This is a genomic window from Micromonospora parva (genome assembly GCF_040649675.1).
GTDB classification, from domain to species: Bacteria; Actinomycetota; Actinomycetes; order Mycobacteriales; family Micromonosporaceae; genus Micromonospora; species Micromonospora parva.
Genome location: NZ_JBEZFX010000002.1, coordinates 341823 through 367594 on the forward strand (window position 1 = coordinate 341823; position 25772 = coordinate 367594).

26 protein-coding genes are annotated in these 25772 nt (G+C 71.6%); 16 read left to right on the top strand and 10 right to left on the bottom strand.

Annotated features, from left to right (window positions below; all coding sequences use genetic code 11):
• Positions 1 to 92: 92 nt before the first annotated feature.
• Together AB0C03_RS06750 and AB0C03_RS06755 are read right to left on the bottom strand one after the other, a co-directional pair.
• Positions 93 to 1052, bottom strand: a complete 960-nt coding sequence (locus AB0C03_RS06750; RefSeq protein WP_357635047.1) for a TIGR03557 family F420-dependent LLM class oxidoreductase — start codon at positions 1050 to 1052, stop codon at positions 93 to 95.
• Between the two features lie 159 nt (positions 1053 to 1211).
• Positions 1212 to 2093, bottom strand: a complete 882-nt coding sequence (locus tag AB0C03_RS06755) for an NAD(P)-dependent oxidoreductase (RefSeq protein ID WP_357635050.1) — start codon at positions 2091 to 2093, stop codon at positions 1212 to 1214.
• A gap of 95 nt (positions 2094 to 2188) precedes the next feature.
• On the opposite strand from AB0C03_RS06755, the gene AB0C03_RS06760 reads away from it, so the two are divergent.
• A complete protein-coding gene (locus AB0C03_RS06760; RefSeq protein ID WP_210859619.1) occupies positions 2189 to 2551 on the top strand; it encodes a winged helix-turn-helix transcriptional regulator in 363 nt (120 codons plus the stop codon).
• Between the two features lie 80 nt (positions 2552 to 2631).
• Here AB0C03_RS06760 and AB0C03_RS06765 read toward each other — a convergent pair whose 3' ends face one another.
• On the bottom strand, positions 2632 to 2838 hold the full coding sequence (locus AB0C03_RS06765) for a hypothetical protein (protein WP_030327576.1): 207 nt from the start codon (positions 2836 to 2838) through the stop codon (positions 2632 to 2634).
• 255 nt (positions 2839 to 3093) lie between these two features.
• Here AB0C03_RS06765 and AB0C03_RS06770 point away from each other — a divergent pair, with 255 nt between their 5' ends.
• Positions 3094 to 3921 (top strand): hypothetical protein, encoded by an 828-nt coding sequence (locus AB0C03_RS06770; protein WP_030327577.1) that lies wholly within the window; start codon positions 3094 to 3096, stop codon positions 3919 to 3921.
• Positions 3922 to 3955: 34 nt separating this feature from the next.
• Here the strand turns inward: AB0C03_RS06770 and AB0C03_RS06775 are convergent, their stop codons facing one another.
• From AB0C03_RS06775 to AB0C03_RS06785, 3 genes are all read right to left on the bottom strand, one after another.
• Positions 3956 to 5113, bottom strand: a complete 1158-nt coding sequence (locus AB0C03_RS06775) for a low temperature requirement protein A (RefSeq protein WP_357635054.1) — start codon at positions 5111 to 5113, stop codon at positions 3956 to 3958.
• Between the two features lie 177 nt (positions 5114 to 5290).
• On the bottom strand, positions 5291 to 6247 hold the full coding sequence (locus AB0C03_RS06780) for a 5'-3' exonuclease (RefSeq protein ID WP_210866111.1): 957 nt from the start codon (positions 6245 to 6247) through the stop codon (positions 5291 to 5293).
• A gap of 58 nt (positions 6248 to 6305) precedes the next feature.
• Positions 6306 to 6533, bottom strand: coding sequence for a hypothetical protein (locus tag AB0C03_RS06785; RefSeq protein WP_030327581.1), 228 nt, complete (start codon positions 6531 to 6533; stop codon positions 6306 to 6308).
• A gap of 175 nt (positions 6534 to 6708) precedes the next feature.
• Here AB0C03_RS06785 and AB0C03_RS06790 point away from each other — a divergent pair, with 175 nt between their 5' ends.
• Entirely contained in the window at positions 6709 to 7596 is an 888-nt protein-coding gene (locus tag AB0C03_RS06790) for a winged helix-turn-helix transcriptional regulator (RefSeq protein WP_357635059.1), read from the top strand.
• Positions 7597 to 7646: 50 nt separating this feature from the next.
• Here AB0C03_RS06790 and AB0C03_RS06795 read toward each other — a convergent pair whose 3' ends face one another.
• Positions 7647 to 9017 carry a glycosyl hydrolase family 18 protein gene (locus AB0C03_RS06795; protein ID WP_030327583.1) on the bottom strand — a complete coding sequence of 457 codons (1371 nt, stop codon included), beginning with the start codon at positions 9015 to 9017 and terminating at the stop codon, positions 7647 to 7649.
• Between the two features lie 200 nt (positions 9018 to 9217).
• Between AB0C03_RS06795 and AB0C03_RS06800 the strand changes: the two genes are divergently transcribed.
• From AB0C03_RS06800 to AB0C03_RS06810, 3 genes are all read left to right on the top strand, one after another.
• Entirely contained in the window at positions 9218 to 10327 is a 1110-nt protein-coding gene (locus tag AB0C03_RS06800; RefSeq protein ID WP_030327584.1) for a M24 family metallopeptidase, read from the top strand.
• Positions 10324 to 11466 (top strand): acyl-CoA dehydrogenase family protein, encoded by a 1143-nt coding sequence (locus AB0C03_RS06805; protein WP_357635064.1) that lies wholly within the window; start codon positions 10324 to 10326, stop codon positions 11464 to 11466. Before AB0C03_RS06800 ends, AB0C03_RS06805 begins: the two co-directional genes overlap by 4 nt.
• Positions 11467 to 11573: 107 nt before the next feature.
• Complete coding sequence (locus AB0C03_RS06810) at positions 11574 to 12080, top strand: Lrp/AsnC family transcriptional regulator (protein ID WP_357635067.1); 507 nt, start codon at positions 11574 to 11576, stop codon at positions 12078 to 12080.
• Here AB0C03_RS06810 and AB0C03_RS06815 read toward each other — a convergent pair.
• On the bottom strand, positions 12010 to 12621 hold the full coding sequence (locus AB0C03_RS06815) for a histidine phosphatase family protein (protein ID WP_210866115.1): 612 nt from the start codon (positions 12619 to 12621) through the stop codon (positions 12010 to 12012). The genes AB0C03_RS06810 and AB0C03_RS06815 overlap by 71 nt on opposite strands.
• 157 nt (positions 12622 to 12778) lie before the next feature.
• Here AB0C03_RS06815 and AB0C03_RS06820 point away from each other — a divergent pair, with 157 nt between their 5' ends.
• Both AB0C03_RS06820 and AB0C03_RS06825 read left to right on the top strand, forming a co-directional pair.
• Positions 12779 to 12973 (top strand): CsbD family protein, encoded by a 195-nt coding sequence (locus tag AB0C03_RS06820; protein ID WP_357635070.1) that lies wholly within the window; start codon positions 12779 to 12781, stop codon positions 12971 to 12973.
• Between the two features lie 356 nt (positions 12974 to 13329).
• Positions 13330 to 14028 (top strand): polysaccharide deacetylase family protein, encoded by a 699-nt coding sequence (locus AB0C03_RS06825; RefSeq protein WP_245233476.1) that lies wholly within the window; start codon positions 13330 to 13332, stop codon positions 14026 to 14028.
• A gap of 19 nt (positions 14029 to 14047) precedes the next feature.
• On the opposite strand, the gene AB0C03_RS06830 is transcribed toward AB0C03_RS06825, so the two are convergent.
• On the bottom strand, positions 14048 to 15172 hold the full coding sequence (locus tag AB0C03_RS06830; RefSeq protein ID WP_357635074.1) for a low temperature requirement protein A: 1125 nt from the start codon (positions 15170 to 15172) through the stop codon (positions 14048 to 14050).
• A gap of 109 nt (positions 15173 to 15281) precedes the next feature.
• On the opposite strand from AB0C03_RS06830, the gene AB0C03_RS06835 reads away from it, so the two are divergent.
• The gene (locus tag AB0C03_RS06835) at positions 15282 to 15845 is read left to right on the top strand and encodes an RNA polymerase sigma factor (RefSeq protein ID WP_036410537.1); all 564 of its coding nucleotides are present in this window, start codon (positions 15282 to 15284) and stop codon (positions 15843 to 15845) included.
• Positions 15845 to 16909 carry a hypothetical protein gene (locus AB0C03_RS06840; protein WP_357635079.1) on the top strand — a complete coding sequence of 355 codons (1065 nt, stop codon included), beginning with the start codon at positions 15845 to 15847 and terminating at the stop codon, positions 16907 to 16909. Before AB0C03_RS06835 ends, AB0C03_RS06840 begins: the two co-directional genes overlap by 1 nt.
• 53 nt (positions 16910 to 16962) lie before the next feature.
• Here AB0C03_RS06840 and AB0C03_RS06845 read toward each other — a convergent pair whose 3' ends face one another.
• Positions 16963 to 18354, bottom strand: a complete 1392-nt coding sequence (locus AB0C03_RS06845) for a KamA family radical SAM protein (RefSeq protein WP_051708079.1) — start codon at positions 18352 to 18354, stop codon at positions 16963 to 16965.
• Between the two features lie 142 nt (positions 18355 to 18496).
• On the opposite strand from AB0C03_RS06845, the gene kdd reads away from it, so the two are divergent.
• From kdd to AB0C03_RS06875, 6 genes are read left to right on the top strand one after another with little or no spacing between them, the layout of a single operon-like run.
• Positions 18497 to 19558, top strand: coding sequence for an L-erythro-3,5-diaminohexanoate dehydrogenase (gene kdd / locus AB0C03_RS06850; RefSeq protein WP_494409866.1), 1062 nt, complete (start codon positions 18497 to 18499; stop codon positions 19556 to 19558).
• A 4-nt stretch (positions 19559 to 19562) separates the two neighbouring features.
• A complete protein-coding gene (locus AB0C03_RS06855) occupies positions 19563 to 21128 on the top strand; it encodes an amidohydrolase (RefSeq protein WP_357635082.1) in 1566 nt (521 codons plus the stop codon).
• Positions 21129 to 21150: 22 nt separating this feature from the next.
• On the top strand, positions 21151 to 22710 hold the full coding sequence (gene kamD / locus AB0C03_RS06860; RefSeq protein ID WP_030327599.1) for a lysine 5,6-aminomutase subunit alpha: 1560 nt from the start codon (positions 21151 to 21153) through the stop codon (positions 22708 to 22710).
• Positions 22707 to 23456, top strand: coding sequence for a lysine 5,6-aminomutase subunit beta (gene kamE, locus AB0C03_RS06865; RefSeq protein ID WP_030327600.1), 750 nt, complete (start codon positions 22707 to 22709; stop codon positions 23454 to 23456). Before kamD ends, kamE begins: the two co-directional genes overlap by 4 nt.
• Entirely contained in the window at positions 23453 to 23857 is a 405-nt protein-coding gene (kal, locus tag AB0C03_RS06870; RefSeq protein ID WP_030327602.1) for a 3-aminobutyryl-CoA ammonia lyase, read from the top strand. The genes kamE and kal overlap by 4 nt, the downstream gene beginning before the upstream one ends.
• Entirely contained in the window at positions 23854 to 25236 is a 1383-nt protein-coding gene (locus AB0C03_RS06875) for a glutamate mutase L (RefSeq protein ID WP_357635087.1), read from the top strand. Before kal ends, AB0C03_RS06875 begins: the two co-directional genes overlap by 4 nt.
• Positions 25237 to 25772: the final 536 nt, after the last annotated feature.

Consider the following 25772-nt stretch of genomic DNA (forward strand, 5'->3'; position numbering starts at 1 on the left):
ACGAGCCGCCCCGGTGATCGGTCGGGGCGGCTCGCCCGTGCCCGCCCCGGTCAAACGCCGCCCGCCGACATCACCCCCGCCGCCCGCGGGCGTCACCCCATCGCACGTAGCCGGCCGGCGAGATCGCCGGCGAAGAAGTCGAGGAAGCCGTCCGGGTCGGGGCCGGCGTTCTGCAGCACGATGTGGTCGAAGCCGGCGTCGACGTACGACCGGACCTTGGCGACGTGCGGTTCCGGGTCCGGGCCGACGGCGAAGAGCTGCCGGATGTGCTTCTCCTCGACGTACGCGCTCGCCGCGTCGAAGTTGACCGGGTTCGGCAGCTCGCTCATCACCTTCCAGCCGGTCACCATCCACCGGCTCGTCTGCAACACCGCCTGCACCGCCTGCTGCTCGTCGGTGGCCCAGGCCACTGGCACCTCGGCGTAGCGCGGGCCGGCACCCTGCGCGCGTCGGTAGTGCTCGACGATCGACGCGTCCGCGTCGGTGGCGAACAGGCCGTCGCCCAACTCGGCGGCGAGCCGCGCCGACGCCTCACCGCTGGCCGCCACCGCGATCACGGGCAGGGTGTCCGGCAGGTCGAAGACCCGGGCGTCCTCCAGGTGCAGGTGCCGTCCCTCGTACGACTGGTAGCCGCCCTGCCAGAGCAGCCGGATGATCTCCAGCGCCTCGCGTAGTCGCTCGTGTCGGCCCCGCACGCTGGGGAAGCCCTGCCCGACCACGTGCTCGTTGAGCCGCTCGCCTGCGCCCACGCCCAGGGTGAACCGGCCGTCGGAGATCAGTGCCATGGTCGCCGCGGCCTGGGCGATGATCGCCGGGTGGTAGCGGACGGTCGGGCAGGTGACACCGGTGGCCAGACGCAGGGTGCTGGTTCTGGCCGCGATGGCGCCGAGCACGCTCCAGGTGAAGGACGAGTGCCCCTGTGCGTCCAGCCAGGGGTGGAAGTGGTCGCTCATCTCGACGAAGTCGAAGCCGGCCCGCTCGGCCAGGACGGCCTGGCGGATGATCTCCTGCGGGCCGTACCCCTCCGAGGCCAACTTGTAGCCGATCTGCATGCCCGCACTCCCGATCCGTTCGCTGACTGAGGCATCGGCGGTTCCCGGCCCCGGCGCGGACAAACGCCACAGGCCGCAAACCAGCCTCCTAGGATGCCGTAGGCGGTGTGCGGTGGACGACGGCAGGTCCCAAGGACCGCCTCCAGCCACCGGACACCGTCACCGCACCAGCAGATCGATGACGCCCGTCAGGTCCTCCTCGCCACCGCCCTTCGCCAGGCGGCGGCGCATCAGGTCGAAGTAGGGGCTGAGCAGTTCGGGGCTGACGCCCTGCTGCTCGGCGGTGCTCAGAAAGGTCGGCGTGCCCGCCACCTGCATGGCGAGAGGGGAGACGACTCCCTTGGTGTAGTCCCCGCTGCGCAGCTGGTCGGCGGTCTGGTGAACCGCCGGGACCATCGCGACGAGCCAGTCGGCGAGCAGTACGGCGAGCGCCGACGGGTCGATGTCCTCCCGGCGGATCAGGGCGAATGCGTGCGCGGCCCCGGCGAACATCCCGTACATGGCGCTGAGGAGAGCCACGTCGTGCAGGGCCGCGAAGCCCGCGTCCTCACCGACGTAGGTGGTGCCGACCGGAACGCCCAGCGTCTCCCGGTGCCGTTCGAACAGCGCTCGTGAGCCGCTGTAGAAGACGTAGCCGCCGGCCTCCGGGACGCCGACCATCGGTGGGACAGCCATGATTCCACCGTCCAGGTACCGCGCGCCGCGTCGGCGGGCCCACGCCGCGCGGGCGCGGGCCTGGGCAGGGGTGCTGGTGGTCAGGTTGACCAGATCCCGGCCGATCAGGTCCACGCCGGCCAGCACCTGGTCGACCGAGCTGTCGTCCAACAGGCAGACGACGACCAGGGTGCTCGCCGCGACCGCCTGTGCGGCGCTGCCCGCGACCCTTGCCCCTTCGGGCACGAGCGCTGCGGCGCGGGTCGGGGTGCGGTTCCAGACGGTGAGCGGGTAGCCGGCGACAAGCCAGGCTCGGGCAAGCGCGGTACCCATCGCGCCGAGTCCCAGCATCGTGACGGAGGGCTTCTCCACAGTGTTCGGTTCCATGCGGATTAGGCTGGTCACCAGCCCCCAGGTGATCAAGTACGCACGTCGAGGTGCGTGGTTACCCGGGGGTGAGCGAGCACGTCGGAGGGGTGGGTATGGCGACGGTGAACCGGCCGGGCACCGCGGACGGACACGCCTGCGGTATCGACACCGCGATGGAGGTGATCGGCGGCAAGTGGAAGGTGCTGATCCTCTGGGCGCTCCACGAGCACCCCCTGCGTCGCTTCGGCGAGCTGCGTCGACTGCTTCCGGGGATCACGGAGAAGGTGCTGGCCTCTCACCTACGGGAGATGGAGGCGGACGGCATCGTACGCCGCGTCTCCTACGACGAGGTGCCGCCCCGCGTCGAGTACTCGTTGACCGAGGACGGCACGCGCCTCAACGACGCCCTCGAGCCGCTGGCCGCCTGGGGACGCGATCGGTCGACCGTTCGACGGCCGGGGGAGGAGGCGGGCTAGTGCTCCGGAGCGACCTCGCCGAAAACTGCACCGGCCCGCGCCCCACCGCCGGGGGGCACGGGCCGGTCTACGTCTGTTGCCTACTTGGAAGGCTCGGGCAGCTTGCAGTCGACCTTCGGGTTGGCGCCGATGTAGTTCAGCGGCCCGGCCACGATCGTGACCAGGATGGTGCCGGCCTCGGCGCAGTTGGTGTCGTCACCGCTGTAGTAGCCGCGCTGGCCAGCGGCGATGGCGCCGATCACCAACCAGATCACGACGATGACTCCGAGAATCGAGGTGCCGCGCATCGCTGCCTCCTGAGGTATGTGGTGGATCTGAGGTGCAGCGGTTGTACCCAATCGGGTCGCGCCGCTAACTGTTGCGTGCTAAGGCCGCCTGCGGCGGATCCTCCGTCCGGCCGATGCCGTCCGCCGATGCGTACCGCCCGGGCATCCGCCGCCCGCACCGGGTAGCGCCTGTCGGCTATCGGATCGACGACCGACCTCGCCGTGATCGGGCTGAGTGGACGTAGAACTGCCTCACGGCCCCGCCGAGGAGGACTCATGGACGCCCCGACACCGCCCCTGTACATCGACCGCCCCGAGGACGTCGCGGTCGCGGCCCGCGCGCTCGCCGGCGGCGCGATCGTCGCGGCGGCGTTCGCCAACTTCTACGTCATCGTCGCCCGCCCGGACGCGGCCACCGTGCGCCGGGTCAACCTGGCCAAGGGTCGACCGGCCCACCAGGTCGGCAGCATCACCACAGCGATCGGCCGGATCCCGGGGATGTTCGACTGGACGCGGATCTCGCCCCGGCTGCCGGTCGGTCGGGTGCGCGCGCTGATGGACGCCCTCTACGGGGCCGGACCGTTCGGCTTCCGCGGGCCGGCCGCCGACCGGCTCCCCGACCACCTCACCCAGGTCGACCAGGGGATGCGGACCACCCAGGTGATCGCACCGGGGCTGACCTGCCCGTCCAACGCCCTCTTCGAGCGGGCGCTCGCCGAGACCGGCACGGATCACCTCTACATCACCTCGGCGAACCGGTCGCGGCACCTGACCGGCGCGGCTGAGGAACCGGCGCACTGGAAGGCGGGCGCCCTGGCCGCCGACTTCGCCCACCTCGACGATCTGGTGGTGCTTGTGCACCGGGACGAGGCCGCCGCCCGCGCCGCGTACCCGGGTTACCTCACCACCTCGGTCACCCTGCTCTCGTTCCACGCGCCGGAGGGTGACCTCGAAGAACCGCCGGTGCTCACGGTGGACCGGCACGGGTCGCTGCACCTGGACGACGTCCGCCGCGCCGCCGCGCCGCTGGGCCTGCAGGTGCGCCTGGCGGGCACCGCCCGGCAACGGTTGCAGGTCCGGGGGTACGCCGGGGCGCTGGTCTGAGCCGTTGCCGGCGATGCCCGCGGCCCGGCCGGCTTCAGTGCGGCGGTGACGGGGCCTCCGGTGGCTTGCCGTGACTGCGCCGGAAGTCCGCGTAGGCCACGCCGGCCAGCACCAGCAGCCCGCCGAGGGACGCGCAGGCCGGCGGCAGGTACAGCAGGGCGGGCGCGATGGTCAGCAGCGCCAGCACCCCACCGGGCCGGGACCAGGACACCCGGCTGAACACCTCGTACTCGAAACAGGCCCGGCCGGCCAGGAAGAGCGCCGGGCCGCCGAGGATCACCGCGAGCCAGGCCGGCGGCGTCCGCCCGGTCGGGTCGTGCAGCACCAGGTGGAAGCCGGATGCCGTGGTGACCACCCCGGCGATCATCAACAGATGGGTGTACGGCGCGCTGAACAGGAACTTGCTGGGGGAGCGGGCCGTCTGGATGGCGGTCGGCAGCAGTTCGCCGGACTTGTGCACGTAGATCCGCCAGAGCAGCAGCGTGGTCAGGAACGCCACAGCGAACGCGCCGATGTTCTCGGCCTCGGTGTGCTCCATGCTGGACATGGTGCCGATGGTCAGGATGGCGTCGCCGAGCGCGATGATGAAGAACTGCTGGTAGCGCTCGGAGAGATGTTCCGCGGTGACGTTGCGTTGCTGCTCCGGGACCACTCCCAGCCCCGGCACCGGGTACGCGAGCCGGAAGCCGAGGTAGTCGATGGCGAGCGCGGTGGCCCAGCAGGCGATCCGGGCGTCCTCGCTGACGAATGCGCCGATGAGCCACGGGATCGCCGACACCACGAACCACAGGAAGATGCGGGCCGCCCGCCGTTGGGTCTGTGGTTCGCGGCGTACCGCTGGCATCAGGAACAGTCCACGCCCCAGGTGGATCGCCACGTACGTGCCGGCGAAGACGATCCCTCGATTGTTGAACGCCTCCGGGATCGCCGTGGTCATCAGCAGCGCGCCGAACATCACGGCGCTGATCAGTAGCTTGATCGCGGTGCGTTCGGGGTTGTACATGTCGGTGACGAGCGTGGTGATCGCCCAGGTCCACCAGACGGCGGCCAACATGATCAGCGCCTCGGCGGCGCGGTGCCAGTCGAGCTGGTCGACCAGTCCCCGCGAGATGAGCGCGAGCGCGACCACGTACACCAGGTCGAAGAAGAGTTCGAGGAGGGTGACCCGGCGCGGGCCCTCCGGGTCGCGCACCGGTGGACCGCTGGCCCGTGGTGACCCGGGTTCCGGCGCGGGGAGGTGCACGGGATTCTCCTGCGGAACCGCTCGACTCGATGGACCTGTGGGTCCGCCTCAACGGACGGTAACGAGCGGGTGAGGGCACTGGCGCGCGTTCGCCCGCCCGTCCCCCGACCGGGTTGTGTCGGGCGGCTAGCCCGCCTGCGGGGATGTCGACGGCTTCTCGCCGCCGCGGGGGGCGGCGAGGGCGTCGACCAGGCGGCGGGCCGAGCCGGCCAGGTTCCATCGTTGGGCGAGTTCGAGCAGCCGGTCCGGGTCGGCCGGCGCGGTCGGCAGTGCGGTGGGCAGTTGCGGCAGTGGCACGTCCAGTGCGACCCGGACCACTGTCGGCGCGACGCCCAGGTAGTCGCGTGCCGCGACCAGCTTGGCGCGCAGGCCGGGCGCGAAGGACGAGTCGGAGTCGTCGAGCGCGGCCAGGATGCCGGCGATGCTGCCGTAGCGCTCGATCAGTCGGGCGGCGGTCTTCTCGCCGACGCCGGCCACTCCGGGCAGCCCGTCGCTCGGGTCGCCGCGCAGCGCGGCGAAGTCGGCGTACCGGTCGGCCGGTACGCCGTAGCGGGCCCGCACCGCGGCGTCGTCGCAGTCGTCGAGTTTGGCCACGCCGCGCCCGACGTAGAGCAGCCGGACCTCTCGGGCGTCGTCGACGAGCTGGAACAGGTCCCGGTCTCCGGAGACCACCTCGACCGGGCCGGGTTGGGTCACCGAGAGGGTGCCGAGCACGTCGTCGGCCTCGTAGCCGGTGGCGCCGACCGCGGTGATGCCCACCGCGGCGAGGACCTCCAGGATCATCGGGACCTGCGGGGAGAGGGTGTCCGGAACGATCTCGCCGCCCTGCGGGGCGACCCGGTGCGCCTTGTACGACGGCAGCAGGTCGACGCGCCACGCCGGGCGCCAGTCGTGGTCCAGGGCGCAGACCATCCGGTCGGCGCCGCGCACCCGGATCAGGGTGGCGAGCATGTCGAGGAAGCCGCGTACCGCGTTGACCGGGGTGCCGTCCTCGGCCTTGGCGGCGGACTCCGGAATGCCGAAGTAGGCCCGGAAGTAGAGGCTGGCTGCGTCGATCAGCAGGATCGGGGGTCGGTGTGCCACGCCGGACAGCCTGGCACAACCCTCTGACGATCGGGGGTACGCCCGGCCGTCGGTGGGGTCAGCGGCGCTCGTCGGGCTGGTAGACGGTCTCGCGGCGGGCCAGGTGCTGCACGATGTAGCTGGTCACCAGCAGCAGGATCGCGACCACCACCTCGACCCAGGCGGCGACGCCGTCGGCGACGGTGAGGCCGATGATCAGCAGGACCAGGCCGACGAGGGCGAGGACGCCGGCCCAGAGTTGGCGGCGGCGGCGTGTCGCGGCCTGGCTCGCCTGGTTCGCTGCCATGTCGGTCCTCCCGGTCGGGGAGTCCGGGCGGCTCCCCGCTTCCAGGCTAGGGGTCGCGGTGGCGTTCGATGAGGGAAACCGACGCGCGGGGGCGTGCCGGCACCCGGCCGTCGCCGCCCAGTCCGTTCCAATCCGGAACGGACTATAGTCGAGGCGGAACCAATGGAGGTGGACGGTGCGGCGGGAGGATCTTGCCGATGCGGACTGCGGCATCGCGCAGGCGCTGGGCGTGCTGGGGGACTGGTGGACCTTCCTCATCGTTCGCGACGTCGCCGGTGGCACGACCCGCTTCGACGGGCTCCAACGGGAGTTGGGCGTCAGCCGGCGGGCGCTGACCGAACGCCTCGCCGCGCTGGTCGAGCACGGTGTGCTGGAACGCAGACCGTATTCGGACCACCCGCCCCGCTACGACTATCTGCTCACCGCGCGGGGCGAGGGCCTGTTGCCGGTGCTGATCGCCATGCAGGACTGGGGGACGAGGTATCTCATGGGTGACGGTGATCTGACCGCTACCGCCGACGCCGGCTCGGCCGAGGCGCGCCGGGCACATGATCTGGTCGGCCGGCGGCTGCCCGAGATCGTCCTGCCTGCCGCCGACGGGCAGCCGGTCGCGCTGGCCGCGACGGACGCGTGGAGCGTCCTCTACCTGTTCCCGGGGGCGTACGCGCCGGGGACGCACGGCTACCCGCTCGGCTGGGCGGAGATTCCCGGTGCCCGGGGGTGCACGCTGGAGTCGACCACCTACGCCAGGCGTCACCCGGACTTCCAGGCCGCCGGTGTCCGGGTGTACGGCGTCAGCACCCAGCGGCCCGACCAGCTCGCCGCCTTCGCCGCGTACGCCGAGCTGCCGTTTCCCCTGCTGTCCGATGAGGATGGTCGGCTGGCGGCGGGGCTGCTGCTGCCGGTGTTCCGGGCGGGCGGGGTGAACCGGTTCAAGCGACTGACGTTGCTGGTCGACCCGACGGCGGTGGTGCGGGCGGTGCAGTTCCCGGTCACCGACCCGGCCGGCTCGGTGCAGGAGATGCTGACAGTGGTCCGTGAGCTCGCCGGGGCCCCCGACTGACGCGGTGGCGTCGATCGGGAGCCCCGGGGCAACAGCCTGCGGGCGTGGCGTCAGGCCGGGAGCGTCCAGCGTTGGTTGGCGCCGGCGAAGCAGTCCCAGATCTGCAGCCGGGTGCCGTCGGCGGAGCTGTTGTCGGTGGCGTCGAGGCACTTGTTCGACTGCGGGTTGCGCAGCGTCCCGTTGGACTGCGCCTGCCAGACCTGCGCGCCGCTACCGTTGCAGTCCCAGAGTTGGACCTTCGCGCCGTTGGCGGTGGAGCCGCTGGCGATGTCGGCGCACTTGCCGAGGGCGCGCAGCGTGCTGTCGCTGGCCACGGTCCAGGTCTGCGCGTTGGTGCCGTTGCAGGTCCAGAGCTGGATGGCGGCGCCGTTGGCGGTGCTGGCCGAGGCCACGTCGACGCACTTGCCGCCGATCCCGGTGATCCGGCCGGTACGACCGGTCGGCGGCGGGGTGGTGCCGCCCATGATCGTGTCGTACATGGCGCTGACCAGTGAGGTCGAGCCGGTGGTGTCCTGCGACAGCTCCCAGTTCATCACGCCGCCGGCGTTTGCGAGGGCCCACTGCGTCTTGCGCTTGACCGTCGGGACACCGTTGTAGCACTGCTGGGCCCCGCCGGCGGTGGTGCAGTCCCGGTTGGCGTTCGCCGGGTCCAGCGCGACCAGCGCCGAGTAGGTGTAGTAGCCGGGACGGCTGTAGAACGGGATGCCGAGGACGGCCTTGCTGGCCGGCAGGCCGCGGGCCTTCCACAGGTTGACGCTGTTGATCGACCAGTCGTAGTTCGAGTGCGGGCTGCCGCCGTCGTACGCCATGATGTTGAGCCAGTCGACCTGGTTGAACACGGCCGGCTGCACGCCGTCGACGGAGTAACCCTCGGAGACCACGGCGGCGGTGAGCAGCTTGCCGCGACTGTGCATGGCGGTGCCGAGCTGCGTCATGAGCGCCGTGTAGTTGTTCGCCGAGGCGCCCGGGTCGGGGTATTCCCAGTCCATGTCGACGCCGTCGAGGTTGTACTGGTTGACGAAGTTGACCAGGTTGTTGACGAAGGTGGTCCGGCTGCCGGAGTTGGCCGCGAGGGCCTCGAAGGCCGAGTCGTTGCCGTCGTTCCAGCCGCCGACCGCGATGGACACCTTGACGTTGTTGGCGTGTGCCTGGGAGACCAGCGAGGAGAGTTTGCTCGGGTTTTCCACCGCGCGCAGGCTGCCGTCGTTGTTGGGCAGCACGAACGCGTAGTTGATGTGGGTGAGCTTGTTGTACTGGATGGTGTTGACGTTGCCGGCCCAGGAGGGCATGTAGCCGACGCTCTTGAAGTTGTTCGGCAGCACCACGGCCTGCGCGGCGGTGGAGGTGACGGTGAGGGTGGCACCGGCCGTGGCCAGCGCGAGGAGGCCGGCGGCGAGGGCGCGGCGTAGTGGTGAGGACATCGGGGGCCTTCCCGTGGGCGGGGGACGACACCCGCCCGCGCGGGGTGACGCGGGCGGGGAGTGCGGGACGCAGGTACGGGTGGGCCTCGAGGCAGCCAAATCTTAAAGAGTGTTAACTGTCCGAGTCAATCAACATCGATGGATTTCCGGCCGAGCGGTGCCGATAGGGAGTTTGCCCAAACGACCGTTAAGCTGACGGGGTGGGAATCGACGAGCTGTATCCGCCCGATCGGCTGATCGCCGCGCAGCGCGCCACGGCCGCCGCCGGTCTGGACGCCCTGCTGCTCACCCCCGGTTCCGACCTGCGGTACCTGACCGGGTACGACGCCCACGCGGGGGAGCGGCTGACCTGCCTGGTACTGCCCGCCGAGGGCGAGCCGACCCTGATCGTGCCGAGGCTGGAACGCCCCGCGGCGGAGGCGGCCCCGAACACCGGGGTGCGCATCGTCGACCACGTCGACGGCAGCGACCCGTACCCCCTGGTCGTGGCCGCCCTCGACGGCCCGGTCGCGGCGGTCGGGCTCGCCGACCGGATGTGGGCCGAGCAGGTCCTCGGCCTGCGCGCGGCGCTGCCCGACGCCGCGCAACGCCTCGCCGGGGAGGTGCTGCGTGAGCTGCGGATCCGCAAGTCCCCGGCGGAGATCGCGGCGCTCGCCGAGGCCGGCGCGGCGATCGACGAGGTGCACCTGCGGATGGGCGAGTGGCTGCGCCCCGGGCGCACCGAGGCCGAGGTCGGCACCGACATCGCCGCGGCGATCCGCGCCGCCGGGCACGTCAGCGTCGACTTCGTCATCGTGGCGGCCGGGCCGAACGGGGCCAGCCCGCACCACGGCACCTCCGACCGGCCGATCGGCGCCGGCGAGCCGGTGGTGGTCGACATCGGCGGCACGATGCCGTCGGGCTACCGCTCGGACTGCACCCGCACCTATCTGGTGGGTGGGCCGGCGCCGGCCGACTTCCTGGACTACTACGCGGTGCTGCGCGACGCCCAGCGCGCCGCTGTCGAGGCGGTGCGACCCGGAATCACCGGCGCGGCGGCCGACGCGGCGGCCCGGGAGCCGATCGCCGCCGCCGGCTACGGGCCCGCCTTCCTGCACCGCACCGGCCACGGCATCGGGCTCGACGGGCACGAGGAGCCGTACCTGGTGGACGGCAACGACCGGCCCTTGGAGGCCGGGATGGCGTTCTCCATCGAACCGGGCATCTATCTGGCGGGCCGGCACGGCGCCCGTATCGAGGACATCGTCGTCTGCACAACGGACGGCGTGCAACGGCTCAACACCACCCCCACGGAGCTCATCGCGCTATGACTGTCGACCGGATCCTGCCCACCGACGAGGCCCACGACCTGCTGGGTCTCGCCACCGAGCTCGCCGACCGCGAGCTCGCGCCGAAGGCCGCGGCCTTCGAGGAACGCGCCGAGTTCCCCCGCGAGGTGCTGCGGACGCTGGGCCGCGCCGGGCTGCTCGGCCTGCCGTACCCGGAGGAGTACGGCGGCGCGGCGCAGCCGTACGAGGTGTACCTGCAGGTGTTGGAGATCCTGGCCAGCCGTTGGCTCGCGGTCGCCGAGGCGGTCAGCGTGCACACCCTGTCCTGCTATCCGGTGGCGGCGTTCGGCAGCGACGAGCAGCGCAAGCTGCTGCCGGACATGCTCGGTGGCGAGTTGCTGGGCGCGTACTGCCTCTCCGAGCCGCAGGGTGGCTCGGACGCGGCGGCGCTGAGCACCCGGGCCGAGCGCGACGGGGACGCGTACCTGGTCTCCGGCACCAAGGCGTGGATCACCCACGCCCGGACGGCCGACTTCTACAACGTCTTCTGCCGCACCGGCGGGCCCGGCCCGAAGGGGATCTCCTGCCTGGTCGTCGACGCGGGCACGGCGGGCATCACCCCGCAGGCGGCGGAGCGGACGATGGGGCTGCGCGCCTCTCCGGTGGCGCAGATCGCCTTCGACGAGGCCCGGGTGCCGGCGGACCGGCTGATCGGCGGCGAGGGGATGGGCTTCACCATCGCGATGTCCGCGCTGGACTCCGGTCGGCTGGGCATCGCGGCGTGCGCGGTCGGACTGGCCCAGGCCGCCCTGGACTACGCGGTCTCCTACGCCCGGGAGCGGCAGCAGTTCGGGCGCTCCATCATCGACTTCCAGGGGCTGGGGTTCCTCCTCGCCGACGCGGCCACCCAGATCTCCGCCGCCCGCGCGCTGACCCTGGCGGCGGCCCGGCTGCGCGACGCCGGCCGCCCGTACGCGATCGAGGCGGCCAAGGCGAAGCTCTTCGCCACCGACATGGCGATGCGGGTGACCACCGACGCGGTGCAGGTGCTCGGCGGCGCGGGGTACGTGGCCGACCACCCGGTGGAGCGGTACATGCGCGAGGCGAAGGTGTTGCAGATCGTGGAGGGCACCAACCAGATCCAGCGGATGGTGATCTCCCGGGCCCTCGCGAAGGGCTGACGGCGGCGCCCAGTGGCGCGGTCGCGGTGGGTGCGTCACGGCCTGTCGCGGTCCGCCACCCGGGTACCGCGTCGCCGTGCGACGATTTTCCCGGTAGGTTGCACGCCGTGGAGGAGATCGACCGCGCTATTGTCGCCGCGCTGACCGCCGACGGCCGTCTGTCGTACACCGACCTGGCCGAGCGGGTGGGGCTGTCGGTGTCCGCGGTGCACCAGCGGGTCCGCCGGCTGGAGCAGCGCGGAGTGATCAAGGGGTACGCCGCCCGGGTGTCGTTCGAGGCGTTGGATCTGCCGCTGACCGCGTTCGTGGCGATCCGGCCGTTCGATCCGTCGCAGCCGGACGACGCCCCGGAGCGGCTGGCCCACCTGCCGGAGATCGATTCGTGCTACTCGGTGGCGGGGGAGGACTTCTACCTGCTGCTGGTGCGGGTGGCCAGCCCCACCGACCTGGAGCGGGTGCTGCAGGAGATCCGCACCTCGGCGAACGTCACCACCCGCACGACCGTGGTGTTGTCCACGCCGTACGAGAACCGGCCGCCGAAGATCAACGCTGCGGCACCGAGTCGGTCGCGGTCCCGGGCGCCGGAGGAGCCGGCTGGTTCCACCGCAGGATGACCTGCCGGCCGTGTTCGTGGCCGAGCGCGCTGACCGTGGCGGTGTCCAGGCGTAGCCGCCCACCGGCGGACGGTGGCATGCCGATCCAGCGGGCGCCGAGCACCCGCAGGCTGTGCGCGTGCCCGACCAGCGCGACGGTGCCCCGGTCGAGCAGCGGGGTGACGCGGGCCAGCACCCGGTCGAGGCGTTGGCCCACCTGCGCGGGGGACTCCCCGCCGGGGCAGCCGTCGGTCCAGATGTTCCAGTGCGGATCGTCGTCGTGGATGTCGACGGTGGTGCGGCCCTCGTACTCGCCGTAGTTCCACTCGCTGAGGTCCTCGTCGACGCTGTCGACGGTGAGCCCGGCCAGCTGCGCGGTGCGCAGCGCCCGGGAGCGGGGGCTGGCCAGCACGGTGACGAAGCGCCGGGCGGCCAGGAACGCGGCCAGCGTGCGGGCCTGTCGCTCGCCGTCGGGGGTCAGCTCCAGGTCGGTGTACGAGGTGTGCCGGTGGCTGGCGCTCCAGGTGGTCTCGCCGTGCCGGATCAGCAGGAGCTCTCCCATGCGGCCAGTTAACCATCGTGGGACTGCCCCGACAGTCGACCCCACCACAACCTATCTTCCTAGGACGCCTTACGGGGTGTGCCGACCGGCACCACCGGTTTCAGCACCCGGAGACCGGGCACACGAGCCAGGACAACCGCCAGACCGAGGAGGCGCGATGAGCTTCACCGAGAAGGCAAAGAACAAGGTTGAGCAGATGGCCGGCGCCGCGAGGGAGCGCGTCGGCGATATGACCGACAACGAGCGGATGCGTGGCGAGGGCGCCAACCAGCAGAGCGACGCGCGCGCCAAGCAGGCCGGTCAGAACGTCAAGGACGCGGGTCGCAACGTGAAGGACTCGTTCACGAAGTGACCTGAGCGGTTCGCGGGTCCCCGGGCGGCGATGCGCCCGGGGACCCGTCGTGCTGTGGGCGTTCACGACGAAACCGCAGGGGGCAGTGAACGGCTTTCGCGTTTGCGATGATCTGCGGCGTGATCCGATCTGGGCTTCGCCCGTTAACTGGCGTACTGGTCGTGGCGGCCATTCTTGGCGGTGCCGGGTGTGAAGCGTCCCGGGTGCCTCCCTCGGGCCAGCCGGTCTTCGTCGGCTCGTCCGCGTCGTCGAACCCATCCGCGCCGTCGGTCGCTGCCTCTTCGGTGGGGCCGTCCGCAGGTGCCGACCCGGCTGTTCCGTCGGCCGGTGTCCCGTCGCCGTCGGCGGTTGCCTCGGTGCCGGGCGCGACGCCGACCGGCACCAGGGCGCCGGTGGTGAACAACGGGCCGCGGACCGGTAACAAGGTCGCGTTGACCTTCGACGCGGACATGACCGACGCCATGCTTGCCAGTCTGCGGGCCGGTCGGGTGAAGTCGTACGCCAACCTGCACATCCTCGACCTGCTGGAACGGGAGCAGGTGCCGGCGACGTTCTTCCTCACCGGAAAGTGGGTGCGGCGCTATCCGGACGTGACCCGGCGGATCGCCGACAACCCGCGCTTCGAACTGGCCAACCACACCTACGGGCACGCGGCGTTCACCACTGACTGCTACGACCTGCCCGCACTGCCGGTCGACGAACTGGCCCGGGACGTGGCGAAGACCTTCGAGGTGATCAAGCCGTACGGGGGTCGGCAGACCCGCTACTTCCGCTTTCCAGGGCTCTGCCACGACGCGGCGGCGTTGGAGGCGTTGGCGCCGTTGGGTGTGACGGTTGTCGACGGGGACGTGGTCAGCGGTGATCCGTTCGCGACCGCGTGGAAGCCGTTGGTGCGCGCGGTGCTGGACCATGTCCGCCCCGGATCCGTGGTGATCATGCATGTGACCGAGGCGAACGCGGCGATGACCGACGAGGCGTTGCCGCACATCCTGGCCGGGTTGCGCAAGCGAGGGCTGGTGCCGGCGCCGTTGTCCGAGGTACTGGGTGAGGCCTGACCGGTGCGCTGACGTCGATTTAGGCGCGCAGGGTGTCGGTCACGAGCATGAGCACCACGACGCCGGTGACGGCGACGAGTTGGGCGGGGGCGGCCAGGGCAGGGCCGACGGCGGTGGTTGCCAGCGCCGCTAGCGCGGTGGTGGGTCGGCTGAGGGGGAGGGGGAGTCGCAGGGCGCGGCGGGTGGCGGTGATGCCGATCAGGTAGAGCGCGACGCCACCACTGAGGGCGAGGGCGGCACCGGGGGTAGCTGGCTCATCGGGATGGGCGACGGCGGCGTGCAGGCCACTGACGGTGGCGATGACCCCGATCAGCAACAGGAAGTGGGGGAGGACGTAGGCGCGGGCTGCCAGCCGGGTGCGAGTGGCCGGTGCGGCGGCGGCGAGGGCAGCTTCGGCGGGTCGCGTGTCGGTGAAGTACGTCCACCACAGGGCGACGGGTAGGGCGAGGGCGAGCACGATCGCGGCGGCCTTTCCGGCGGTGAGATCTTCGGTCGGTACGCCCATGCCGATGGCGACGACGGATTCGCCGAGGGCGACGATGACGAGCAGGCCGTGTCGCTCGACGAAGTGCGCCGGTCGCAGGTGGAAGGCTGCGGGAGCGCCGGTCCAGGAGAGGCGGGGGAGCAGGTAGGGCAGGACGGACTGGGTGAAGACGGCGGCGGCCCAGAGTGCGGGCACGGCGGGGCCGGTGAACGCGGCGGCGGCCAGGACGAGGAGCGCGGCGGCGATGTTGTAGGGAGCGAGTCGGAGTGCGCCGCTGCGGGCGTCGGAGTGAAGGAACAGGATGAGGTGGACGGCGACGACGACGAGGTAGCCGACGGCGAAGAGAGCGCCGGTGCGGGTGAGGGCGTCGGGTAGTGCGACGGCGGTGAGCAGGAAGCCGGCCATGCCGGTGAAGAGCATCAGCCTGGTGGCGTTCCGTCGGGGTGGCAGGTGGTTGTTGAGCCAGGCGTAGCCGGTGTAGAGGTACCAGAGCAGGCCGAAGATCAGGGCGCTGCTTCCGAATCCAGCCCAGTTGCTGTGGGTTTCGAGGGCGCTGGCAAGTTGGGTGACGGTGAGCACGAACACGACGTCGAAAAAGACTTCGTCGAGCGTGACCCCGTCGGCCGTGCCCGTTTCGGGCGCTGTCCTCGGGTGTCCCATGGTGGTGGACGCTAGCCGCAGGCGGTGCACGGCATTCGCGGGTTGGTGATTCTCCTGGGGAGTGCCTGTGGACTGTCACGGTTGGGGGCGCACCGGACATGGAGTGGGTGTGAGCCCCGGGACAGAGCAGGACGAGGACCGATTCCGGCGGGCGTACGCCGAGGATTTCGAGTCGCTGTTGGCGTACGCGTTGCGGCGGGTCGCGCATCCGGAGGACGCGGCGGACGTGGTCGCGGAGACCTTCCTGGTGGCGTGGCGTCGCCGGCAGGACATTCCGGTTGCCGGTGCGGCCCGGCTGTGGCTGTACGGGGTCGCGCGGCGGGTGCTGGCGAATCATCACCGTGGGGGTGTTCGCCGGCAGCGCCTCGGTGAGCGGTTACGCCAGCAGATTGCCGCGTCGGTGACCGATCCGGGCAGTGAGGTGCCGGAGCGGCTTGCCGTTCGGGCGGCCCTGTCGGGTCTGGCCGAGATGGACCGGGAGGTGCTGATGCTGACGGTGTGGGAGGGGCTGCAGCCGCATGAGGTGGCCGCGGTGCTGGGCGTGTCCGCCGCGGCGGTCCGGACCCGGTTGTCGCGGGCGCGGGTGAGGTTGCGGGCGTTGGTCGGCGACGATCCGGGGCCGCCCGGACATGTACTCGACGTACTGACCGCATCCACCCGCAAGGAGGACTGATGAGCACGGAGGAGCGTGTCGACCAGCTGGTTCGGGATGCCGACCCGGGTGGGCTCGGGATGTTGGGGGACCTCGGTGGGGTGAAGCAGACCCTTCTGGAGGACATCGTGTCCGAGTCGTTGGTTCGGCGTACCGTCGGGTCGGCGCCGCGGCGGTTGTGGGTGCGTCGCTTCGCGGGCGTCATGACGGCGGCGGCCGTGCTCGTGAGCATCGTGCCGGCGTCCATGGTGTTGCGGGGGCAGGGCGAGGACGACGCGGTCTCGCCGCTCGTCAGCGCGGGTGCGCGAGCCGGGGCCGTTTTTCCGCCGTCGGCGGTGGAGGCGGCGGAGAGGAGCCCGCGGTTACTGGTCGACCAGACCGGTTGGACGGTGGCGGCGCTGTCCGAGTTCTCCCAGGACTATGGCACTGTCAGGTTTCGCCGGGGTGCGCGGGAACTGGAGATGAACTGGTATCCGGCGTCCGTGTACGCGGACCGGTATGCCAATCAGCGCGAGACGGGGCCGGGAAGGTCGGTGCGGGTGGACGGTTGGCCGGCTGATGTGTTCCAGAGCCTCAGCGGTGATTTCACGGTGCTGTTGCGTCCCCGCGACGACCTGGTCGTGGAGATCAAGTCCTCCGAGAACTGGTCGCGGAAGGACCTGGACCGGGTTCTCGCGGCCATCGTTCGGGTGGATGCGCGGACGTGGTTGGCGGTGCTTCCGGCGGAGATGGTCGTGCCGGTGCGGGAGCGGGCGGCGAAGGTGCTCGCCGACGTGCCGTTGCCGCCGGGGTTCGATATGGCCGCGCTGGAGGAGATCGGGGTCAGCGACTCGTACCAGTTCAGCGTGGGGGTGACGTCCCGGGTGGGTTGCGGGTGGATTGAGCAGTGGCGGCGGGCGACAGCGGGCGGGGATGAGGAGGCGGCACGGCAGGCCGCTGAGGCGCTGCGGGGGAGTCACGGCTGGCGGGTGCTGCGGGACATGGATCAGGCCGGTGACTGGCCGGAGGTGTTCTGGAGGTACGCCGACGAGGTCGCGGCGGGGACGTCGCCGACAGGGTACGTCGAGGCCCTGGGCTGCCGGTGACGGGAACGGCGACACCCCCGGGCAGTCTGCTCGGGGGTGTCGCCGTTGGTGGGTCAGTCGTCGCGGTGGTCGTTCCACCACTGCTGGCCGCCCTCGGGGAGGGTGTCGATCGGGTCGTAGTAGGCGTAGCGCTTGTTGAGCGCCTCCAGGTCGGCGGACTCGATGGAGGTGCGGTAGTTCTTGGTCCAGTAGGAGATGCCGCGCTCGCGGTCGTAGTCGGTGAGCATGTGCACCCAGCGCTTGCCGACGAACGGGACGTCGCAGACGATCCGGGGGGTGGCGTAGCCGGGGAGGTAGCCCATGATGTCGTGCTGGAGCTGCTGGGCGTGCCAGACCGGGACCCGCCAGTGTTCGGCGTTGGGGATCATGTCGCACATGTAGAAGTAGTACGGCAGGATCCCGGCTTCGCCTTGCAGGGCGAAGCAGAGGTCGAGCAGTTCCGGGGTGGTGGCGTTGACGCCGCGCATGAGGACGCCCTGGTTGCGGACGTCGCGGACGCCGACGTCGAGGGCGGTCTGGGCGGCCTTGGCGACCAGTGGGGTGAGCGACTGGGCGTGGTTGACGTGGGTGTGGATGGCGAGGTTGACGCCGCGGCGGGCGGCGGTGCGGGCGACGCGCTCCAGGCCTTCGACGACGTCGGGTTGCAGCCAGTGCTGGGGGAGGCCCATGAGGGCTTTGGTGGCGAGCCGGATGTCGCGGACCGTCTCCAGTTCCAGCAGGCGCATGAGGTACGACTCGAGGTTGCGCCAGGGGACGTTGGCCACGTCGCCGCCGGAGACGACCACGTCGCGGACGCCGGGGTGAGCCTTGAGGTAGGCGATGTGGGCGTCGTAGCGGTCGACGGGCTTGAGGGTGAGCTTGAGTTTGTCGACGGCGGGGGTGGAGTTGCCGACGAGGTCCATCCGGGTGCAGTGCCCGCAGTACTGGGGGCAGGTGGAGAGCAGCTCGGCGAGGACCTTGGTGGGGTAGCGGTGGGTGAGCCCTTCGGCGACCCACATGTCGTGTTCGTGGAGGCTGTCGCGGCTGGCGTAGGGGTGTGAGGGCCAGTCGGTGCGGCGGTCGGAGGCGACCGGGATCATGTAGCGGCGGATGGGGTCGGCGAGCAGTGCCTCGGTGGTGGGGGTCGCGAACGGCACCATCGTGTTGATCATCTGGGGTGGCACCAGCATGGACATGGTGGCCAGGGCCTTCTGGTCGGCCTCGAGGTCGGCGTAGAAGGTCTCGTCGATCAGGTCGCCGAAGACGGTGCGGAGCTGCTTGATGTTCTTGACGCAGTTGACGCGCTGCCACTGGGCGGATTCCCACTGGTCGCGGGTGATGTGGCGCCAGCCGGGGAAGCGGGTCCAGTCCGGTTCGACCAGGGGGCGGCGGTGGTATTCGTAGGGCTGCCCGGCGGTCGGTGCGGCGACCGGGGCGTGACGGGGGTGCGGGATGGTGTGGGTCACGGCCCCTCCTCGGTGGTGCGGCTGATCATCGAAGCCCGAAGGCTACTGGAAAATATTCGGTACAGAAACTAGTCTGCCGTAAGTTTTCCCGTTACGCGAGCCTTGACCGGGGCTTCGGGCGGCTGGACAGGGGGAGGTCGGTGTGACGTCACCGGTGGGACTGCACCGCGTCGTGCAACCGGCGGGGGTGCTGCCGCAGGCGGCTTGGCGGCTGGACACGTCGGCGGTGATCGCGCCGAACGAGGTGCGGATCCGGGTGCAGCGGCTCAACCTGGACGCGGCGAGCTTCCGGCAGTTGTCGGAGAAGCACGGCGGTGACGGTGACGCGGTCCGCGCCGAGGTGCTGGAGATCATCGCGACCCGGGGGAAGATGCAGAACCCGGTGACCGGGTCGGGTGGGATGTTGATCGGCACTGTCGAGGAGGCCGGTCGGCGCTCCCCGTTGGGGCTCAGGGCGGGCCAGCGGGTCGCCACCCTGGTGTCGTTGACGTTGACGCCGTTGGTGATCACCGACGGGTTGGCCCGTTGGGACGGGCGCAGCGAGCAGGTGCCGTGCGACGGGTGGGCGATCCTGTTCGCGCGGTCCATCGCCGCGGTGCTGCCCGAGGACGAGGACCCGCAGTTGTCCCTGGCCGTGCTGGACGTGTGCGGGGCGCCCGCGCTGACCGCCCGGGTGGTGTCGCGCTACGTCGAGGACCGCCGGCGCGCCGGTGACCCGTCGCCGGTGCGGGTCGCGGTGATCGGTGGAGCGGGCAAGAGCGGGTCGCTGTCGCTGGCTGCGGCGCGGCGCGCGGGCGCCGCCCGTACCGTCGGGGTGGTGCCGGTGGCGGCGGAGCGCGACGCGCTGACGGCCGCCGGTCTGGCGTCGGTGGTGGCGTTGGCAGACGCCCGCGACCCGGTGGGGTTGTCCACGGCGGTGACCACCGCGCTGGGTGCCCCGGCGGACGTGACGGTGGTCTGCGTGGACGTGCCGGGGTGTGAGCACGGGGCGGTGTTGGCCACCGCGGACGGCGGCACGGTGATTTTCTTCTCGATGGCGACGAGCTTCTCCGCTGCGGCGTTGGGTGCGGAGGGGTTGGCGGCGGACGTGACGATGTTGGTCGGCAACGGGTACGTGCCGGGGCACGCGGAGCTGGCGTTGGGGTTGTTGCGGGCCGAGCCGGGGGTGCGTCAGCTGTTCGCGGCGCGGGTCGCGGCAGACTGAGGTCATGACGAACCCCTCGACGTTGTATCGCGGCGGCGTGCTGCACTGCCCCGCCGACCCGAGTGCGACCGCGCTGCTGGTGTCCGGTGGGCGGATCGCCTGGTTGGGCACCGATGGTGACGCGCCGTCGGCCGACCGGGTGGTGGACCTGGGTGGGGCGCTGGTGACGCCGGCGTTCGTGGACGCGCACGTGCACGCCACCGACACCGGGTTGGCGTTGTCCGGGCTGGAGTTGTCGCGGGTGCGCTCGGCCGGGCAGCTGCTCGACGCGGTGGCCGGGTTCGCGGCGGGTCTGCCGGCGGACGCGGTGGTGCTGGGGCACGGCTGGGACGAGTCGGGTTGGTCGGATCCGACGTTGCCGGACGCGGCGGTGTTGGACCGGGCGGCCGGTGGCCGGCGGGTGTACCTGTCGCAGGCGTCGATCCATTCGGCGTTGGTGTCCTCGGCGATGCTGTCGGCGTGTCCGCAGGCGGCGACCGAGGCCGGGTACGACGCGTCGGGGTGGTTGCGGCGCGACGCGCACCATGTGGTGCGGGCGGCCGCGCAGGGGTCGGTGAGTCGGGCGCAGCGGGTCGCGGCGCAGCGGGTGGCGTTGGCGCACGCGGCGTCGTTGGGCATCGCGGCGGTGCACGAGTGCGGTGGTCCGGAGATCTCCGACGAGGAGGACTTCACCGGTCTGCTGGGCATCTCCGGGGCGGGGTTGCCGGAGGTGTACGGGTACTGGGGTGAGCTGGGTGGCGCGGCGCGGGCCCGGGAGTTGGGTGCGGTGGGCGCCGGTGGGGACCTGTTCGCCGACGGGGCGTTGGGGTCGCGGACGGCGCACGTGTCGCAGCCGTACGGCGACGGTGACGGGTGCGGGCACGGGTACCTGAGCGCCGAGCAGGTCCGCGATCACCTGCTGGACTGTGCGGCGCACGGCCTGCAGGGAGGGTTCCACGCCATCGGTGACGCGGCGATCGGCACGGTCCTGGACGGGTTCGCGGCGGCGGCGCGGACGGTGGGGGTGGAGCGGTTGCGGGCGGCCCGGCACCGCATCGAGCACGCGGAGATCATGAACAAGCGGTTGATCGCGCGGTTCGTGGAGTACGGGGTGGTGGCGAGCATGCAGCCGGCGTTCGACCGGTTGTGGGGTGGCGCGGGTCGGATGTACGAGGCGCGGTTGGGGTTGGACCGGTCGTTGGAGTCGAACCCGATGGGTGCGATGCACTCGGTGGGGGTGGCGTTGGCGTTCGGGTCGGATTCGCCGGTGACGCCGCTGGACCCGTGGGGGTCGGTGCGGGCGGCGGCGGCGCACCACAACCCGGCGCAGCGGATGGGGGTGCGCTCGGCGTTCGCGGCGCACACCCGGGGTGGGTGGCGGGCGGTGCACCTGGACGTCGAGGGGGTTCTGGCGTTGGGTGCGCCGGCGACGTTCGCGGTGTGGTCGACACCGGCGGGGGTGCAGCGGGGTCTGCCGGTGTTGCTGGCCGAGGACCCGGAGCAGTGGGGTCCGGACGACCCGACGCCGCTGCCGGTGTGTCGGCGTCTGGTGCTGCGCGGTGAGGTCATCTACGAGGAAGGGTCGTCGTGAGCGAGCAGATGAGCGGTGTGGCGTGACCGGCAAGCTTGATCTTGATCCGGTGTTGGTGGCGCGGGCGCGGGAGTTGGCGCGTCGGGCCGGGCAGCCGGTGGTGGACCTGGCCCGCAGCCACACCACCGTGTCGGTGGAGCGGGCGGTGCTGCGGTTGGCCGGCGTGAGCGGCGCCGACCCGGACGGCATCCCGTGGGTGAACCGGCTCGTCGACGCGGTCGCCGCGGACGTCGGGTTGGGTCACGGGGTCGCGGTGCCGGTGTTCGACGCCCTGGCCCGTGAGGGCGGCACCGATGTGACGTTGCTGGCGCAGAAGGCCGCGGCCGGGTCGGTGCGGTTCACCCAGCCGACCGGGCGGGCCGCGACGGCGGCCCGGTCGGCGGCGCGCAGGGCGGTCGGCGCGGGCATCCGGCGCATCGACCGGCGGCGCGCCGAACGGGACCGGCTCATCAAGCGGCACGGGGACCCGAAGCAGCGGCCGTGGATCTACCTGATCGTGGCGACCGGCGACATCTACGAGGACATCCCGCAGGCGCAGGCGGCGGCGCGGGCCGGCGCGGACGTGATCGCGGTGATCCGCTCCACCGGGCAGTCCCTGCTGGACTACGTGCCCGAGGGCGCGACCCGGGAGGGTTTCGCCGGCACGTACGCCACGCAGGAGAACTTCCGGTTGATGCGCGCGGCGTTGGACGAGTCGTCGAAGGAGTTGGGCCGCTACGTGCGGTTGACCAACTACGCGTCGGGGTTGTGCATGCCGGAGATGGCGACCCTGGCCGGGTTGGAACGCCTCGACATGATGTTGAACGATTCGATGTACGGGATCCTGTTCCGCGACATCAACCCGGTGCGTACGTTCGTCGACCAGCGGTTCTCCCGGCAGGTCCACGCCCGCGCCGGGATCATCATCAACACCGGTGAGGACAACTACCTGACCACCGCCGACGCCGTCGACGAGGCGCACACGGTGACGGTGTCGCAGCTGCTCAACGAGTTCTTCGCGCACGAGGCGGGGTTGGCGGACTGGCAGTTGGGTCTGGGCCACGCGTTCGAGATCAACCCGGAGGTGCCGGAGTCGTTCCGGCTGGAGTTGGCGCACGCCCTGCTGGCCCGGGAGTTGTTCCCGGACGCGCCGCTGAAGTGGATGCCGCCGACGAAACACATGACCGGTGACGTGTTCCGGGGCAACCTGCTCGACGGGTTCTTCAACCTGGCCGGTGCGCTGACCGGTCAGGGGATCCTGCTGGTGGGGATGATGACCGAGGCGGTGGTGACACCGTGGTTGTCGGATCGGGACATCGCCCTGCAGAACGTGCGCTACGTGCTGGGCGCGGCCGGTGGGCTGCACGAGGACTTCGTGCCGGCGCCGGGCGGGTTCATCCGCCGCCGCGCCAACCAGGTCCTCGGTGAGGCGCTGGACCTGTTGGAACGCATCGGGGAGCAGACGTTGCTGACGGCGATCGCCGAGGGCACCTTCGGGATCATGAAGCGGCCCGCGGACCGGGGCAAGGGCCTCGACGGGGTCGCCGCGCACGAGGCCGACTACTGCAACCCGGCCACCGACATCCTGGAGGCGGCGGCGTGAGCAAGCAGATCGTGCGCCCGTACGGGGACACCACCGGTGACGGGATGGTGCAGGTGTCGTTCACCTTGCCGGTGGCGCATGACAAGCGCGCCGAGGGCGCGGCGGTGCAGTTGGCCAACAAGATGGGCATCGACCCGGCGATGGTGGTGCACGCCAAACCGATGGGTGACGGGTTCACCTTCTTCGTCGTCTACGGGCGGGTGAACCACCTGGTCGACCTCGACGCCGTGCAGGTGGTGGAGCGTGACTTCGCGTTGCTGTCGGCGAAGGACGTCAACACGGTGATCAAGCAGCGGTTGCGGCGCAAGCTGTCGGTGGTCGGGGCGTGCATCGGCACCGACGCGCACACGGTGGGCATCGACGCGATCCTCAACGTCAAGGGCATCGCGGGGGAGAAGGGCCTGGAGTACTACCGGGAGTTGAAGGTCACCAACATGGGTGCGCAGGTCAGCGTGCCGGAGTTGGTGGAGACCGCCCGGGCGGAGAAGGCCGACGCGGTGTTGGTGTCGCAGGTGGTCACCCAACGCGACGCGCACCTGCACAACACCCGGGAGATGTCGGCGGCGTTCCGGGAGGCGATGCCGGCGGGGCGGCGGCCGCTGCTGATCGTCGGTGGTCCCCGCTTCGACGAGACGATGACCGACGAGTTGGGCGTGGACCGGATCTTCGGTCGGGGCACCACGCCCGGCGAGGTGGCCAGCTACCTGGTGCACGCTCTGATCACGCAACGGAAGGCGATGGCATGACCGACGCACGGCTCGGGTTGACGGTGACGCACCGGCGGTATGTGCCGTACTCGCACGCCCACTACGGCGGGAACCTGGTCGACGGGGCGTACGCGCTCGGGTTGTTCGGTGACGTCGCCACCGAGGTGTGCATCCGCACCGACGGTGACGAGGGGCTGTTCGCCGGGTACGCCGACGTGCGCTTCCACGCGCCCATCCACGCCGGGGACGTGGTGCAGGTGACCGCGCAGGTGTCGCGGGTGGGCACCCGCAGCCGCACCCTGGAGTTGAGCTGCGCGGTGGTGTGCCGGGGTCGCCCGGACCGTTCCGCGTCCGCCGCGGAGGTCCTCGACCCGCCGATCGTGGCGGTCACCGCGACCGGCACCGTGGTCGTCCCCGCCGCAGTCGGTCGCGAGGAATGAGCCAGGGTCGCGAGCCCCGCGGTCGCGGACCGGGAGAGCCCGCGACACTGGCGGTCTGCGCCGACGTCGGTTCCACGTACACGAAGGTGGCGGTGGTGGACCTGGCCGCCGGTGTCCTCGCCGGTGCGGCGTCGGCGCCGACCACTGTCGGCACCGACGTGCTGCACGGCCTGGACGCCGCGGTCGCGGCGGCCACCGCCGGGCTGCGGGTGGGTGACGTGCCGTGGTACGTGTGTTCGTCGGCCGGGGGTGGGTTGCGGCTGGCCGTGATCGGCTATGAGCCGTTGGTCACCGCGCAGGCCGGGCGGCGGGTCGGGTTGTCCGCGGGCGCGCACGTGGTGCACGTCGCGGCGGGTCGGCTCGGCGCGGCCGACCTGACGGCGGTGCGGGCGGCCCGACCCGATGTGGTGCTGCTCGTCGGCGGCACCGACGGCGGTGACGCCGACACGATCACCCACAACGCGACCCGGCTGGCCCGGGCCCGGTGGCGCCGGCCGGTGGTGTACGCGGGCAACGCCGACGTGCGCGAGCAGCTGACCGGGTTGCTGGGCGACGCCGGGGTGCCGGTCACCGCCGCCGACAACGTCCTGCCGCGCATCGGGGTGCTCGCCCCAGCGTCGGCGCGCTCGGCGATCCGCGCGGTGTTCCTGCGTCACGTCATCGGTGGTAAACGACTGTCCAGGGGCACCCGGTTCGCGCGGCTGGTGCGGGCGGCCACCCCCGACACGGTGCTCACCGGTGTGGAGGTGCTCGCCGACACCCTCGGTGGTGATCTCGCCGTCGTCGACGTGGGTGGGGCCACCACCGACGTGTACTCGGTGCTCACGCCCGACGAGCGGGCCACCGGGCCGGGCCGGGAGGTCGCCGGCAGTCTGTGGCGGGCCCGCACCGTGGAGGGCGATCTGGGGATGCGGTGGAGCGCCCCCGGGGTGGTGCGCGCCGCCGTCGAGGAGCGGCTGCTCGCCGGGGACGAGTCCGACGACCTGGCGGCCGCCGCGGCGCGTCGGGCGGGCGACCCGGCGTTACTGGCCGTCGACGACGTCGAGCGGGCCGTGGACCGGCGCATCGCCACCCTCGCCGCGACGGTGGCGCTGCGCCGGCACGCCCGGGGCGCGGCCACCGGTGAGCGGGCCGGGCGGGACCTACGCGACGTGCGGCTGCTGGTGGGCTCCGGTGGGGTGTTGCGGCACGCCCCGGCGGACATGTCCGGGCAGGTGCTGTCGGCGGTCCTGGCCGATCACGCCGGCGGGTGGGCGCTGCCGAGAGCCGCCGCGGCGGTCGTCGACGCGGACTACGTGCTGGCCGCCGGAGGGCTGCTCGCCGAGGAACACCCGGCGGCCGCGAGGGCGCTGCTGCGTCACCATCTGCGTACGCAGTGAGACTCGCCGACCGACACGCCGTGTCGCAACACACGACAGGCCGGGTGCGGGTTGACAACCGACGGGGGTCGGCACGTACCGTCTTTGAGTCCTACCACGGGAAGCGGCTGTTGTTCGCTTCGTCCCTTCGTCCGCTGGCCGAGCGACATGTTTCAGCGTCATCGTCGCGGCGGCCAGGTCCAGCGGGCGGGGGTCGGCGGGGCGGCGCGAACCGGCCGCGGTTACCGGTGTACGGGCAGGGTGAGGTGCACGGCCAGTAGACAACGGCCCGGCGGGGGCAGCCAGTCCACGTCCGGTCGGTCCGAAGGTCGTCGTGCCCCATCCTCGCCACACCGGCCGGGAAGGGCCTGGGAGCATCGGGGCGCGGCGTCAGCCGCGCCCCGATTTCATCCCCCCACCCTCACGCCACTCCCACTCCCACTCCCGGCGATCTTGCGGTTTCGGTCGTCGACGTGGGCGGGAATGCCCCTTGTGTCGGCACGGAAAGCGCAAGATCGGCGAGCGGGGGTCCCGGCCGGCGGGACCATCAGGCGGGT